Here is a 12,741-nt window from a genome sequence, read left to right as displayed (position 1 = left end):
ATTCGGCTTCCAGATGGAATATGGCTGCTCTGGTACAGGGACCAGCCCTTTCAACGGTCCGGGTCAGGGGTGCAGTCACCGGGCTTTCGCTTTAACAAATGGTACGTTTTCCAAAGCTGAGGCACAGCTATCGAAAGCTTGTTTAAAGTCTATTTGAGCTGTTTGTCGATTCGGCCTGTTGCCGCGCTTCCAAACACCGTACTCATCCAGTCCAATATTCTCTGACCTGACAGTAATGTATTCCTCACTGAGGAACGTGATCGTCAGGGTGTCCTTTTTTCCATCGGGCGTTTGGGCTGTGTACGTCAACTTTTTGTCTTGACGAGGTTCGAGACGAAATGACTGGGCCATAGGTGCAGGGCTGATCGGAGCAATAATCATTGAATCCCCTTCAAACGTCATAGTCGTAACGCACTGTCGAAGGACGATTGATGGGAGCCATTCTGCATTTCTGGACGGTGGCCCAACTTTATTGAGACGTTGCTCCGTTTGTTTCGCATCTATCACCCATGTACCAATTAGTTCAGTAGGGATTTGCCCTGTGGCAGCAAGTGGAAAAAATCCACAAGCGAAGACTGCGATAAGGCGACGCATAAATACATTATTCTTCATGTTTATTCTCAGAATTACCAACCGACGGTGTTTCTATTTTTTAGCCAGCACCTATCGCTGAACGTCCCCCAACAGTGTTTACACGAACGCTGGGGTCCGTCTGACAATTGATATCGATAACGCAGATCACTCTCTGATTTAATTGTCTTGAACTGGTCTGGTTGGCTTCTGTCTGGAAGCGTTTTTACTTTTCATCTTTAGAAACAACCCCCTGGTTGCAAGCCTCTATCCTATTGTCGCGCTCGCTTAAACTGATACTAGTGATGCAATCTAAATGGTATTTGTTTTCACCAGAAGTTTTGACGACGTCGACAATCGCATAGCCAGGCTGAAGAGCGAATTCGTATCTCGCTGGCAAACCATTATTGCCGTTAATGAAAGCAACCACTATCGGTATCTCTAGCTTTCCCCCATTTTGCTTAACCAAATGATGGGTTCTAACAAACTCTGTCGCCTCTAGTTTCTGTTTCTCTATTTCAGTCTGGTGGTTCGTCTGGCTTATCCAAAAAGTGCCAACGGCAACGCCTAGCGCCAAAACAAATCCTAGAGAGAATCGATTTACAGCCCTTGCTCGGGACGTTTCCCCGTTCTGTTTTGTTACCGTAGCCCCTTTGCTTGCATCCAACGTATGAAACAAACTAATTACGTCAGTTGAAATTGCGCCGAACATTAGTAACCATCCGGAAGCCAGCGCAATTCCATACCCAATCCCACTTGGAATTTTGACGGCGACCAAGAATACAACCCAACCCACCGTCCAAAGAAGCGTAACGACATACCACCAAGTTACCGTTTTCGGTAGCCTTGATGTTAATTTGAAAAGCAGGATTGCCAATCTTGTAACAGGAAACCAGATTGGTGCGGTCGCTAGCGTAATCAGAAAATAGGCCATCACATGAAAGTCAGAGTCGTGCTAACAAGGTTTGCGAAAAAATAGCCTTGTCATGAAATTGGCATAACTGGTGCATTATATCAATTCAAGTGGGGCTAACATAACCAAGGAGACTGAATTGCTCTTATGGCGGCTTTTAAAGTGCGGCAGTCCTTCAGGCGTCCGGTATAGAGCGATGCTGACCGGCTGGTACTGGCCGAACTCCGTCAGATCCCGCCCTTATTTCCGGCGATAGCTGAGGAAGGCGAATCCCGTCCCGCGGGTCGAAGGCAGGGTCGTTTTTTCCGTGAGCTGCCAGTCGGCGGCCGGGATTTCCGGGAACCAGCTGTCGCCTTCCGGGGCGAGGTCTACTTCGGTGATTTCCAGGCGGTCGGCCAGCGCCAGGGCTTGCTGGTAGATGTCGGCGCCGCCGATGATGAAGACGGTTTCGTCGGTGGCGGCAAGGGCCAGCGCGCTTTCCAGCGAATTCGCCAGTTCGGCGCCGGGGGCGGCGTAGGCGGGCTGCCGGCTGACCACGATGTTGCGTCGGCCCGGTAGCGGCCGGAAGCGCGGCGGCAGGGATTCCCAGGTCTTGCGGCCCATCAGCACGGTGTGGCCCTGGGTCAGTGCCTTGAAGTGGGCCATGTCTTCCGGGATGTTCCAGATCAGTTGATTGTCGCGGCCGATCACGCGGTTTTTGGCGACGGCGACGATGATGACGATTTCAGGCATGCGCGGGGCTTTCAGTGCTGGGTGGCGATGGCGTCGCGGTAAAGCTGGATGTATTCGTTGGCGGCGTGCTTCCACGAGAAGTCGCAGCGCATGCCGTTCTGCTGGAGGCGCAGCCACAGCCGTTTGTCGTGCCAGGCGGTGCACACCCGCTCCATGGTCTGCCACAGGGCGTGCGGCGTTTCTTCGGGCAGCACGAAGCCGTTGGCCGTCTTGTCGGCCAGCGTGCGCTCGTCGAGGTCGATGACCGTATCGGCCAGCCCGCCGGTGGCGCGTACGACGGGCGGCGTGCCGTAGCGCAGGCTGTACATCTGGTTGAGGCCGCAGGGCTCGAAACGCGAGGGCATCAGGAAACAGTCGGCCCCGGCTTCGATGCGGTGCGCCAGCTGTTCGTCGAAGCCGAGCTTGACGGCGATCTGCCCGGGGAAGCGTTCGGCCAGTGCCAGGAAGCCGGCTTCCATCGCTTTGTCGCCGCTGCCGAGTACGACCAGCTGGGCGGGCAGCAGGGGTATGCCGTCGCCGACGGTGAGCAGCAGGTCGAGGCCCTTCTGCAGGGTCAGCCGGCTGATCACCGCAAACAGCGGCCGGTCGGCGCTTTCGGTCAAGCCCATTTCGCGTTGCAGGGCGGTCTTGTTGCTGCGTTTGGCGGCCAGCCGGTTGGCCGCGTAGTGCTCGGCCAGGGCCGGGTCGCTGGCCGGGTTCCAGAGGTCCGTATCGACGCCGTTCAGGATGCCGCGCAGGTCGGCGGCGCGGTGGCGGAGCAGGGCAGCCAGGCCGTAGCCGAAATGCTCGTCCTGGATTTCCCGGGCGTAGGTCGGGCTGACCGTCGAGATCAGCGAGGCCAGTTGCAGACCGGCCTTGAGGAAGGAAAGCTGGTCGTGGTACTCGACCCGGTCGAAGCGCCAGGCATCTTCCGGCAGGCCGAGGGCGGCGTGCATCGGCTTGGCGAAACAGCCCTGGAAGGCGATGTTATGGACGGTGACGACACTGGCCGCACCGCCTTCGTAATGCAGGAAGGCCGGCGCCAGCGCGGTTTGCCAGTCGTTGGCGTGGACCACGTCGACCGCCCAGGCCAGGGGCGAATCGGCTTGGCCGAGCCGGGCGGCAACCCGCGACAACAGGCCGAAGCGGCTGGCGTTGTCCGGCCAGTCAAGGCCGTCGGGGCCGAGGTAGGGGTTGCCGGGACGCTCGTAGAGTTCCGGGCAGTCGAGCAGCAGCAACGGCAGGCCATCGGTTTCGGCCGCCAGCAGACGGGCTGCCGGCAGGGCGGGGGCCAGGGCGTGAAACTCGGCGACCACGGTGGCCTGCGGGAAGGCCGTTTTCAGCGCCGGGTAATACGGCAGCAGGACGCGGATGTCGTGGCCGGCCCGGCGCAGCGCGGCCGGCAAGGCTGCGGCGACGTCGCCGAGACCGCCGGTCTTGACCCAGGGGGCCATTTCCGAAGTGGCAAAAAGTATCGACAAGGGTTTCATGGGTTCCTCAGCGCGGCAAGTAGGCCCTGGGTCGAGCCATCGAAGGAGCCAGCCTCGCCGTTGCCTTCGAGCAGCGGCGTCAGCTGGCTGGCCAGTTGTTTGCCCAGTTCGACACCCCACTGGTCAAAGGAATTGATATTCCACAGCACGCCAAGGCAGAACACCTTGTGTTCGTAGAGGGCGAGCAGTTGGCCGAGCGTGTAGGCATCGAGGCGCGGCAGTAGCAGCGTGGTGGAGGGCTGGTTGCCCGGAAAAACCTTGTAGGGCACGAGCTTTTCCGGCACCCCGGCGGCCCGCACCTCGTCCGCGGTCTGCCCGAAGGCGAGCGCTGCCGACTGGGCCAGGCAGTTGGCGAGCAGCGACACATGATGGCCGGGCAGCGGGAAATCGGCCTCGCGCAGGGCGACGAAATTGCAGGGAATGATCCGGCCGCCCTGGTGGAAGAGCTGGTAGAAGGAGTGCTGGCCGTTGGTCCCGGCTTCGCCCCAGAGGATCGGGCTGGTCGGCACGCCGACCGGCTGGCCGTCGCGGTTGACCTGCTTGCCGTTGCTCTCCATTTCCAGTTGCTGCAGATAGGCCGGCAGCAGGGCGAGCGACTGGCTGTAGGGAAGCATCGCCGAAGTGGTGGCGCCGAGGAAGTCGGTATTCCACAGGCTGAGCAGGGCCAGCGTCAGCGGCAGGTTGTCGGCGGCCGGGGCTTCGATGAAGTGCCGGTCCATGGCCCGGGCGCCGGCCAGCAACTGCTCGAACTGCCGCCAGCCGATGGCCAGGGCAAGCGAGAGGCCGACTGCCGACCACAGCGAGAAGCGGCCGCCGACCCAGTCCCAGAATTCAAAGACGTTGTCGGCGGCAATGCCGAATTCGCCGGTCCGGGCGCGATCGGTCGAGATGGCGACGAAATGCCGGGCCACCGCCTCTTCCTGGCCCGCCGTGGCGAGCAGCCAGCTACGGGCGGTGCGGGCGTTGGTCAGCGTTTCCAGCGTGGTGAAGGTCTTGCTGACGATGACGAACAGCGTTGTGCGCGGGTTGAGGCGGGAGAGCAGCGGGGCGATGTCGGCGCCGTCGACGTTGGCGATGAAATGGACATCGATGTCCGGTTGCTGCTGGGCAGCCAGGGCGCGGGCCGCCATGCGCGGGCCGAGGTCGGAGCCGCCGATGCCGATATTGACGATGTCGGTGATCCGCTCGCCGGAATAGCCGCGCCAGTTGCCGTTGTGGATGCTTTCGCAAAACAGCCGCATCCGTTCGAGCACGGCGCCGACTTCGGCCGGCTGTTGGTCGCCGGCCCGCAGGGCGATGTGGCGGACGGCGCGGTTTTCGGTGTGATTGATCGCCTCGCCGGCCAGCATTTTCTGCTTCCAGCTTTCGATATCGGCGGCTTCGGCGAGGTCGATCAGTAGCGCCCGGGTTTGCCGGTCGATGCGCTGTTTCGAGAAGTCGAGCAGCAGCCCGTCGTGGCGGAGCGAAAAATGCGCGAAACGCTCGGCATCGCTGGCGAACAGTTCGCGCAGATGGAGCGGCCGGATGGCCTCGGCATGGGCGCTTAGCGCCTGCCAGCTTGGAGTGTCGATTAGGTTCATAGCCAGACCATCAGGCCCGTTTCAAATTTGTGGATGAGCGCAGGATGCGTCGGGAAAATGCGGATGCGGTATTCCAGCTTGCCGCACAGTTCGGGGGTCAATTCGAGCGTGTACAGCGCTTCGCCGCTGGCCGTGCCGCCCGAACAATGCAGGGGATAGTGGCGAACCCGGCCGATGCTGCCGTGGTGGCCGGGCCGTCCGAACAGCGCTTCGACGGTGACGTCGGCGGCGGCCAGACCGTTCAGTTGGACGGCAACCTCGATGTGCAGCGCGCCGCCGAACTTCAGTCGGCGCTCGGCCGTATCCAGCCGGTGCAGACGGACACCCGGCCAGGCGCCGCGCACCCGGGCCTTCCATTCGGCGACGTCGCGGGCCACGGCGAAATTGTCTTCGGCGTAGCGTCGGCCATGGCTGGCGGCCGGCGCGTAAAACTTCTTCACGTACTCGCCGACCATCCGGCTGACGTTGAAGCGCGGCGCGATCGTCGCGATCGAACATTTGCTCATCGCCACCCATTCCGGCGAGTAGCCCATCGGGCCGGTATGGTAATAGGTCGGGATGACCTGGTCCTGGAGGATCTCATAGAGCGTGCGGGCCTCTTCGGCATCGCGCTCGGCATCGCCGAGATGGCCGGGGGCGGGCTTGATCGCCCAGCCGTTGGCGACCTCGCCGGTCTCGTCGTAACCTTCGCCCCACCAGCCGTCGAGCACCGAAAGGTTGAGGGCGCCGTTCATCGCCGCCTTCATGCCGGAGGTGCCGGAGGCTTCGAGCGGGTAGATCGGATTGTTCAGCCAGACATCGACGCCGGAAACCAGCGAGCGCGACAGGTGCAGGTCGTAGCCTTCGACGAGCAGGATGCGCCCCTCGAATTCCGGCAGCTTGGCCATCTGGGCGATCTTGCGGATGATTTCCTGGCCCGGCAGGTCGGCCGGGTGGGCCTTGCCGGCGAACAGGAAGAGCACCGGCCGGTCGGCCTGGCCGATGATCTCGCGCAGCCAGGTCGGGTCCTGGAAGAGCAGGGCGGCGCGCTTGTAGGTGGCAAAGCGGCGGGCGAAGCCGATGGTCAGGACATTCGGATTGTCCGGGTCGGCATACTTGAGCAGCCGGTCGAGATGGGCCGGCGAGCCCTGGTTGCGCTGGTGCTGCTCGCGGACCCGTTCGCGGACCAGTTTCAGCAGCTTCGACTTCAGTTGCTGGCGGATGCTCCAGAACGTCGCATCGGGAATCAGCTTGATGCCGTCCCAGTTGGCGTGTTCGGTCTGCCGCTCGCGCCAGCCGATGCCGAGGTAGCGCTCGAAGGTTTCGAACCACTCCGGGGCCAGGAAGGTGGATAGATGGACGCCGTTGGTGACGTAGTCCATCGGGTTTTCGTAGGGCTCGATCTGCGGCCACAGGTAGCGGCAGATGTCGGCCGAAACGTCGCCGTGGATGCGCGACACGCCGTTGTGGTGGCGCGAGCCGCGGACCGCCAGCGAGGTCATGTTGAGGTCGGTCTTGCCGGGCTCGGCACCGAGCGCCATCAACTGTTCGCAGGAGATGCCGAGTTCGTGGCACCAGGCGGAAAAGTAGTGGCGGATCATCTCTTCCGGGAAATGATCGTGGCCGGCCGGGACCGGCGTGTGCGTCGTGAACACGCCGTTGGCAGCCACCGCTTCGAGGGCGGCGGCAAAGGGCAGGCCGCTGCCCATCAGGCTGCGCATGCGTTCGAGGATCAGGAAGGCGGCATGCCCTTCGTTGACGTGCCAGACCGTCGGCTTCAGGCCAAGGACGGCGAGGGCGCGGGCGCCGCCGACGCCGAGCAGGATTTCCTGTTCGATGCGCGTCGTCTTGTCGCCGCCATAGAGCCGGTGGGTGATTTCGCGGTCGCGTTCGGAATTTTGCGGCAGCCAGGTATCGAGCAGGATCAGCCGGACATGGCCGACCTTGACCTCCCACAGCTTGGCCTGGATGGTTCGCCCGGGAAAGTCGACGGGGATCAGCACTTCCCGACCCTGCGCATCGAGGACCGGGGAGACCGGCAGGTCGTCGAAGTCCGAGTCGTTGTAGGTGGCGTGCTGCTGGCCATCGGCATTCAACGTCTGCTGGAAATAGCCCTGGCGATAGAGCAGGCCGATGCCGATAAAGGGCAGGCCCATGTCGCTGGCCGCCTTGCAGTGGTCGCCGGCCAGGATGCCGAGACCGCCGGAGTAGATCGGCAGGCTCTCGTGAAAGCCGAACTCGGCGCAGAAGTAGGCGATCAGGTCGTCTTCCTTGAACGGCCGGCCATGCACGTGGGCCATGCTGGGCATCTCGTGATAGCTGTCGTAATTCGAGACGACGCGATTCAGCGCGGCGAGGAACACCGGGTTTTCGGCCGTCGCTTCCAGTCGCTTCTGGTCGGCGCGCTTCAGGAAGGCCTTGGGGTTGTGGTTGCTGGCCTGCCACAGCGGGTGCGACAGGCTGGCGAACAGGCCCTGGGTCGGGCGGTCCCAGCTGTACCAGAGGTTGTTGGCGAGCTCTTCGAGGCGCTCCAGACGTTCCGGTATCTGCGGATTGACTTCGAGTTGGTAGGCGGTTCCGGTCATCTTGGGGTGGGCTCTATGGTCAAGTGCAGTTGCAGGGTGCAGGTATCGCCGGGAACGATCCAGTCCAGCCGGATTTCTGTCGATTGCATGATTTTCTCAAAGCCGGCCTCGGATTGGGAGACTGTCTGCTGCGCTTGCCCGTGAATCTGGGCGGAAATCGAAGTTTGCAGCTGCAGGCGACCGCCGAGGACGCCGTCTTCCAGGCTCAGCCAGGTTGCCCCGGCCAGATCGAGCGCCTGGCCGAAGCCGCCCGGAACGCTGCCGTCGGCCAGCACGTAACGGCCGAGAAAGCCGTCGCAGCTCGGCATCGCGAGATTGAGGCTGGTCGAGAAGCGATGCCCGGCCAAGCCGTTCAATTGCCAGCTCAGGCTGACGGTCGCCCGCTCGATGGCATAGGTCTTGGTCACGCCGGGACGGCTGAACTGCAGGCCGGCCGGACTGGCCGGCGCATAGTCGCTTAGCGTGGCGCCGTCGAGGGCATCGACAAAGAGTGCCCGCGGTAGCGTGTCGGGTGTGATGTCGTCGGCCGTGACCGGATGCTTGAAACGGATCACGTCGTGCGCCGAGGCGATGCCTTCGCCCTGGTGTTCGGTCGGGCCGCTGGCGATCCGGTCGTGGTAATGCTCGTGATAGCGGCGCAGCGTGTCGCCGAAATTGTGGCTGAGCGGGTAGCTGGACAGTTCGTGCGCCGCCGCCAGGCCGTCGTCGCGGACGACGATTTGCACGGCCGGGTTGTGGACGACGATTTCCGTTTTGCCGTCGAAGTCGAGATCGGCCACCGCCATGGCTGGTCGCGGCTGCAGCGCGTCGAGCCTGGCCTCGAGCGCGACGATGTTGTTCCATACGGCGCGCCGCAGGTGGGGCAGGTAGAGGCCGCCGAACAGGCCGTGCCAGTAGGCGTCGTTGGCCTGCGCCCGATACAGCGCCGCGGTCAGTTCCGGCGGCGGCTCGGGCAGGGCGGCGAGGCGGGCCGACAGGCCGAGCATCCGCTTGTGCATCCAGTTGGCTTCGGGATAGCGGGTCAGGAAATTGCGCCAGATGCCGCCGCGCAGGAAGGGGCGGTGCAGATCGCCGCGGCCCGCCGCCTTTTCGCTGGCCAGCAGGGCGGAATAGATGCCGGCGGCCGGCATCGGCAGCGTCCATTCGTTCATCTCGCTGTACGAGGTGGTCGGCAGATAGACGATGCCGCGCGTCGCCTGCCGGGCGTGGAAGTCGGCGTAGGTGGCGGTGCGGATCTTCGGGCTGGCCAGCACGCCTTCGATCAGCGCCTTGAGCCAGCCACGGTTGTACACCCAGTCGTAGGTTTCCGGCCAGATGCCGAATTTCTCGATGTCGTCGAAATAGATCGCGGCCGCCTGGCCCTGGTCGGCCAGTTGTTCGAGATAGCCGATGACTTCGTGGGCCGGCGAAAAAGGCAGGCGGTAGCGCAGGGCTTCGGAAATCGGAAAGAGATCGAGCCGGGTGCCGCCTTCTTCGGTGCTGTAGTAGCTGTCCAGGGCGGCGCTCGATTTGCCGGTGCAGAAGAAATGATAGTCGTCCACCGTCACGTAGCCGATGCCGGTCTCGGCCAGGGCCGCGACCACGGCGGATTCCCAGACCCGCTCGGTGAGCCAGGCGCCGCTCGGCCGGACACCGGTCCACGCGGTCAGCTTGTCGTTCAGGGTTTGCAGCTGGCCGACCCGGTCGCGGTGCGGGATGGCGGCCAGCACCGGCTCGGTATCGCCGGAACTGAACAGTTCGACCTGGCCGCGGCGGACCATTTCAGCCAGCAATTCCATGTCGGCCGGGTAGCGTTCTCGCAGCCAGTCGAGCAGCCAGCCGGAAAAGTGGGCGGCGAAACGAAAGTCGGGATAGGCGTAGAGGGTTTCCAGGAAAGGCTTGTAGCAGCGCAGGTGAGCGTCGGCGATCACCTCCGGGAAATTGCCCACCGGCTGGTGGGCATGCACGCCGAGAAGGAGGGTTACGGCTTGAGTCATCTGAGTCCTCGCCTAGGTGGCGCGGCGCATCGTGCCGCCGCTTTCCGGCTCGCCGCCGCCCTTGCTGATCGGGTGATCGAGGCTGGCCGAGAGCGGTAGCTTGAGCAGGCGATAGAGCGCCTTGAGGTTCTCGCGAAACAGGCTGTCGAAGCCTGCTACCGAGTCGGGTGAGTTGTAGTCGCCGAGCCACCAGAACCAGTCGGAGCTTTCGCAGATGGCCAGGCGGCGGATCACTTCTTGCCGCAGTTCGTCGCTCAGCCGGCCGCTGTCGAGCGCCCGGTCGGCGGACTGTTTGACGTCGCAGAGCATCTCCCAGGCGCGGTTCTTGTCCGGGTGGCCGATCCAGGTCGACAGCGTGCCATAGACCCAGCTGCCGGCCGTCAGGTGCGGCAGGCGCTGGCGCCGCTCACGGTGCTTGGCGGCGGCCTCGGAGAGCGTCACGGTGGCGATGGCGGGGTTTTTCTCCAGGGCGTCGTAGAGGTCGGAGAAGAAATACCAGGCGTTGTAGGGGTAGTACTCCCAGGCATTCTCGCCATCGAGAAAAACCGGGATCAGGTTGGCGGAATCCTGCAGGTGCAGGGCCTTGAGTTCGGTCATGAAGTGCTGCGCAGCATCGCGCCCGTGCCAGTTGGCGTACTCGAAACCGATCAGGTCGGACAGTTGTTCGTTGCGGAAGAACAGCGTGATGTCGCCGGGGATATCTTCCGGCGGCAGCCAGGGGGTGGTGGTGCGGGCGTTCGGGCCGGCCGAATGGCGGAGCACGCCATGGCTGCTCGCCGTCCAGGCAAAGCCGGCCGCGGCGATCTGCTGTAGGAAGGGCGCCGACAATGCCCCTTCGGCCGGCCAAAGCCCCGCCGGCGCTTTGCCGAAGCGCCGGGTATGGCTTTGTTGGGCCATGGCGAGGTGAGCGTCGACCCGCGAGCGGCCGCCCGGGTATTGCGGCGTCGCCGGCAGGGCGCTGTCGGGCAAGGCTTCGCGGGCGGCATGAAAATCGATCAGCAGCGGGGCCAGCGGATGGGTGCCCGGTGTGCAGCTGAGCTCGACCTGGCCGCTATCGGCCAGCGCGCGATAACGCGGAATCAGGCCGCTGACCGCGGCGCCCAGCTCGGCGAGCAGGCTTTGCCGGTCGGCCAGCGAGAAATTGCCGCCCTGGGCCATCAGTTGCGGAATCACCTTGCCGCTCCGGCGCAGGCTTTCGCCGCTCCAGGCCAGCAGATACCAGGTGACGAGATCGGCGAAATAGGCGCCGGACAGATAATTCAGGCCATAGCCATCCTGGCTGCGCACGTAGCTCAGCATGTCGCGCAGGCGCCGGTAGGGGGCGAAAGGTTCGAGCATGGTCGGGGCATGGCAGCGGAAGGCCATGTCGAGCAGCCAGGTCCGGTCGGCCGCCGGCAGGCTGTCGTGCTCCGGCCAGTTGGCGATGCGCAGCAGCGGGTCGCGCCACTGGCCGGTGGCGAACTGCTCGGCGTAATCCTCGATCTGGTCGAGCAGCACCGGAACGAAGTTGACGGTGCAGCGTATCGTCGGGTGGCGCTCCAGGTGCGCCGCCATGTCGGTGTAATCCTTGATGGCGTGCAGCAGAACCCAGGGCAGCAGGAAGTCGCCGCTGTCCGGGTGGCGGTAATCCGGCTGGTGCATGTGCCAGAGGAAGGCGAGATCGGCCATCAGCGCTGCGCCGCGCCCTGGCCGAGCATTTCGGCAGTGACCAGGACGATGCCCTTGGGGCTGACGTGGAAGCGTTGACGGTCGGCAGCCGGATCGACGCCGATCACCATGCCTTCGGGAATCCGGCAGCGCTTGTCGATGACGCAGCGCTTGAGTACCGCATGCCGCCCGACATTGACGCCCGGGAGAATCACCGCATCCTCGACCGTCGCCCAGCTATGCACATGCACGCTGGAGAAGAGCAGCGAACGTTTGACCGTCGCGCCGGAAATGATGCAGCCGCCCGAAATCAGCGAATCGACCGCCGAGCCGCGCCGGTCGTCGTCGTCAAAGACGAACTTGGCGGGCGGCAACTGTTCCTGATGGGTCCAGATCGGCCATTCCCGGTCGTAGAGGTTCAGTTCCGGCGTCACCTTGGTCATTTCCATGTTCGCCTCCCAGTAGGCGTCGATGGTCCCGACGTCGCGCCAATAGGGCTTGAGCTGCTCGCTGCCGACGCATGAATCGGCGAAGCGGTGGGCGAAGACGCGGTGGTTCGGGACGATGTGGGGAATGATGTCCTTGCCGAAGTCGCGGCTCGAACCGGCGGTCCGGGCATCGCGTTCGAGCTGCGCGATGAGGAATTGGGCGTTGAAGATGTACACGCCCATCGAGGCCAGCGCGCGGTCGGGCGCGCCCGGTATCGACGGCGGATTTTGCGGCTTCTCGACGAAATCGATGACCCGATCATCGGCATCGACCCCCATCACTCCGAATTCACGGGCTTCGTCGATCGGCACGTCGATGCAGGCGACGGTCATCTCGGCCTGGTGTTGGACATGGAAGGCCAGCATGCGCCCGTAATCCATCTTGTAGATGTGATCGCCGGCCACCACCAGGATGTGCTCCGGCGCGTAGCGGCGCAGGACGTGCAGGTTCTGGAATACGGCATCGGCCGTGCCCTGGTACCACTGGTTTTCGTCGATCTGTTGCTGGGCCGGCAGGAGCTGGATGAATTCGTCGAAACGGCCGTCGAGAAAGCTCCAGCCGCGCTGGATGTGGCGGATCAGGCTGTGCGCCTTGTACTGGGTGGCCACGCCGATCTTGCGGATGCCCGAATTGACGCAGTTGGATAGCGTGAAGTCGAGAATGCGGAATTTGCCGGCGAAGGGAACGGCCGGCTTCGAGCGAAAATCGGTCAGTTGCATCAGCCGGGTGCCACGCCCGCCGGCCAGGATGATGGCAAAGGTATTGCGCGTCAGTTGACTGATGAAGCGCATGTCGGTTTGT

The 12,741-nt window shown here is 63.3% G+C and carries 9 protein-coding genes; all 9 read right to left on the bottom strand.

Annotation, left to right across the window (positions count from 1 at the left end; genetic code table 11):
• Window positions 1–75: 75 nt before the first annotated feature.
• Entirely contained in the window at window positions 76–612 is a 537-nt protein-coding gene (locus tag KI611_RS18355; RefSeq protein ID WP_226417092.1) for a hypothetical protein, read from the bottom strand.
• Window positions 613–796: 184 nt separating this feature from the next.
• Window positions 797–1,504, bottom strand: coding sequence for a hypothetical protein (locus tag KI611_RS18350; protein WP_226417091.1), 708 nt, complete (start codon window positions 1,502–1,504; stop codon window positions 797–799).
• Between the two features lie 219 nt (window positions 1,505–1,723).
• A complete protein-coding gene (locus KI611_RS18345; RefSeq protein WP_226417090.1) occupies window positions 1,724–2,215 on the bottom strand; it encodes a dihydrofolate reductase in 492 nt (163 codons plus the stop codon).
• An 11-nt stretch (window positions 2,216–2,226) separates the two neighbouring features.
• Complete coding sequence (gene glgA, locus KI611_RS18340) at window positions 2,227–3,684, bottom strand: glycogen synthase GlgA (protein ID WP_226417089.1); 1,458 nt, start codon at window positions 3,682–3,684, stop codon at window positions 2,227–2,229.
• On the bottom strand, window positions 3,681–5,264 hold the full coding sequence (pgi, locus tag KI611_RS18335; RefSeq protein ID WP_226417088.1) for a glucose-6-phosphate isomerase: 1,584 nt from the start codon (window positions 5,262–5,264) through the stop codon (window positions 3,681–3,683). Before pgi ends, glgA begins: the two co-directional genes overlap by 4 nt.
• On the bottom strand, window positions 5,261–7,828 hold the full coding sequence (glgP, locus tag KI611_RS18330) for an alpha-glucan family phosphorylase (protein WP_226417087.1): 2,568 nt from the start codon (window positions 7,826–7,828) through the stop codon (window positions 5,261–5,263). Before glgP ends, pgi begins: the two co-directional genes overlap by 4 nt.
• Window positions 7,825–9,804 carry an alpha-amylase/4-alpha-glucanotransferase domain-containing protein gene (locus tag KI611_RS18325; protein WP_226417086.1) on the bottom strand — a complete coding sequence of 660 codons (1,980 nt, stop codon included), beginning with the start codon at window positions 9,802–9,804 and terminating at the stop codon, window positions 7,825–7,827. Before KI611_RS18325 ends, glgP begins: the two co-directional genes overlap by 4 nt.
• A 12-nt stretch (window positions 9,805–9,816) precedes the next feature.
• Complete coding sequence (locus KI611_RS18320; protein ID WP_226417085.1) at window positions 9,817–11,472, bottom strand: glycoside hydrolase family 57 protein; 1,656 nt, start codon at window positions 11,470–11,472, stop codon at window positions 9,817–9,819.
• A complete protein-coding gene (glgC, locus tag KI611_RS18315) occupies window positions 11,472–12,731 on the bottom strand; it encodes a glucose-1-phosphate adenylyltransferase (protein ID WP_226417084.1) in 1,260 nt (419 codons plus the stop codon). The genes KI611_RS18320 and glgC overlap by 1 nt, the downstream gene beginning before the upstream one ends.
• Window positions 12,732–12,741 lie beyond the last annotated feature (10 nt).

It is taken from the genome of Dechloromonas denitrificans (genome assembly GCF_020510685.1).
In the GTDB taxonomy this organism is placed as follows: domain Bacteria; phylum Pseudomonadota; class Gammaproteobacteria; order Burkholderiales; family Rhodocyclaceae; genus Azonexus; species Azonexus denitrificans_A.
Note: the sequence above shows the minus strand (reverse complement) of the source record. Positions and strands in the feature narration are given on the sequence as shown.